The organism is Bacillus sp. 05T31 (assembly GCF_056396725.1).
In genome coordinates this window covers 1-2,106 of sequence record NZ_JBFTMA010000748.1, presented here as the reverse complement: position 1 = coordinate 2,106, position 2,106 = coordinate 1, and the positions used below count along the sequence as shown (strand labels likewise).

Annotated in this window: 2 protein-coding genes and 1 pseudogene; 1 reads left to right on the top strand and 2 read right to left on the bottom strand. The window is 34.4% G+C overall.

Annotated features, from left to right (window positions below):
* Positions 1-76 precede the first annotated feature (76 nt).
* A pseudogene (locus AC1DJR_RS27710) lies at positions 77-181 on the bottom strand (IS6 family transposase); the annotation flags it as partial.
* Positions 182-717: 536 nt separating this feature from the next.
* On the opposite strand from AC1DJR_RS27710, the gene pssA reads away from it, so the two are divergent.
* Positions 718-1,209 (top strand): CDP-diacylglycerol--serine O-phosphatidyltransferase, encoded by a 492-nt coding sequence (gene pssA, locus AC1DJR_RS27705; protein ID WP_002085344.1) that lies wholly within the window; start codon positions 718-720, stop codon positions 1,207-1,209.
* A gap of 446 nt (positions 1,210-1,655) precedes the next feature.
* On the opposite strand, the gene AC1DJR_RS27700 is transcribed toward pssA, so the two are convergent.
* The coding region (locus AC1DJR_RS27700) for an NAD(P)/FAD-dependent oxidoreductase (RefSeq protein WP_477004015.1) at positions 1,656-2,106 on the bottom strand (451 nt) is incomplete at its 5' end.

Here is a 2,106-nt window from a genome sequence, read left to right as displayed (position 1 = left end):
TTTCAGCAGCTCTTTACGTATTTTCGACTACAGATTAATTTTATGACTATATGAAGATATGATGCATCTTTTAGTGTGTAGATGTTGTTTTATAGGACTTAAATCCAAAAATAGAACGCACATGTTTCTTAATAAAACGATGATCTTGTTCCACTATATAATTAATATATCTAACTAATCTTTTCTGGCGGAAAACCAGAATTTCGTAAACTACCTGAATTGATTGATGAATATCGGATTAATATGTTTCCTGTAGTCTTAGGCAGTGGACTACCTTTATTAAAGAAATTACGGTCAAAATTAATCTTAAACTTATAAAAAACAATACATTTAAAACCGGAGCGGTTGGTCTTATCCACCAACCGGAGGAAAATGCTTGACTACTCGGCACTTCAACTATCGGGTGCTAATGTTCAACAACGCGTACCGAAAATAATCAAACATATTTTATAAAAAGTGATTCTATAAAATATGTTTAGAGCCTATTTTGATAACTTTTTTTTTTCAAAAACAGGCTTTTTATATTAGGTAAATCAGCAGTAATAGACTTACCTTTGATCAAACATGTTTATAAACCAACATAACGTACAGGAAATCGRTTTTTCTCTTGYCGAAATTTACTTAGCATACAGTGGTCATATTTTTTCAAGAATAACGGAAGAATATATAGAAAATGCTACATAAACGTGAAGTTTGATCAACTTAGGGGGGACAACCTTGTTCAATCAAATAGTAAAAGCTGTACCCAATTTATTTACGATTGGAAATTTATTGTGCGGTGTTTTTTCAATTACCATGAATATGAGTGACTATTTGGAAGTGGCCTCCATTTTTATTTTCTTTTCAGCTGTTTTAGATCTCCTTGATGGAAGAATTGCGAGGAAATTAAAAGTGAACAGTGAGTTTGGTGTACAATTGGATTCCTTAGCTGATATTGTTAGTTTCGGAGTTGCTCCTGCACTTTTATTTCATTCGATAGCAACACCTTCTATTTTAACTTCTTTGGCATTTATCCTTTTCCCAACGATGGGTGCTTTAAGATTAGCTAAATTTAGTGTAAAACCAACCATTGGATATTTTAAGGGATTACCTATTCCAGCTGCTGGATTACCATTGGCCGGTATGGGATTGTTTTCATATAGCAATGCATGGATTACATTAATCCTCGCTCTCTTAATGGTAAGTCCAATTAGGTTTAAAAAACTTTAATTGGGATCCCGTCTATCGCTTTAATTTCATTTGTGGAACGGTTCGCTAATATCCATCAAGTTGAGGGTTTTGATGTTATTCATCATTTTACGAATGCAGCGATGGGACAGACTTTAAAGAGCTTACCTATTGTAATTGCTCATAATAGATTGTGAAATTGAATATCCTCCAGTTTTTGGGGCTATTGTTTATATTTCTGATATGTATTTTCGCCTCTATATTGAACGAATCAATCTTTCTTCTCTAATACCTCAAACGATAAAAATGCACTTCGTTGCTATAAAGGGCAAAAAATTTTCGTTTTGTGGATTATTTATTTTTTTAGCTTGATAGCGATGTGGTGATCCCACTTGTTTAAAAGAACTCCTACCTCTCAAAATACTTAGTTACGCCCAAATAACATAACAAAAAGATTAGGAAATCACTCCTAATCTTTTTGTTTATTACTATTCCATTGCCCCAGMAACATCATAATCATTTAAATCTAATTCAATCGGTYGCCCTAACGCAAGTTTCGCAAGTTCTGATCCTAAGTATGGACCTGCTGTTAATCCTGAAGCACCTAATCCGTTTGCAATGAGTATGCCTTCAAAATTAGGGAGTGGGCCAATAACAGGTAAGAATCCTGGCGTAAATGGCCTGAAGCCAACTCTAGTTTCAAGCATTGTACCATCTTCTAAACCAGGCGCTACTGTTAACGCTTTATGGAATACTTCATGTAAACCACCAGCTGTTACACGGTGATCGAAACCAGTATCATTCTCATGCGTTGCACCAATTACGACATGGCCATTGTCAAATGTTAAAATATATTGATCGTTCGGCGGCATAACAACTGGCATATTTTCTGTTGCTGTATTTTCAATTTGCAAATGAACAATTTGTCCTTTTTGGAAT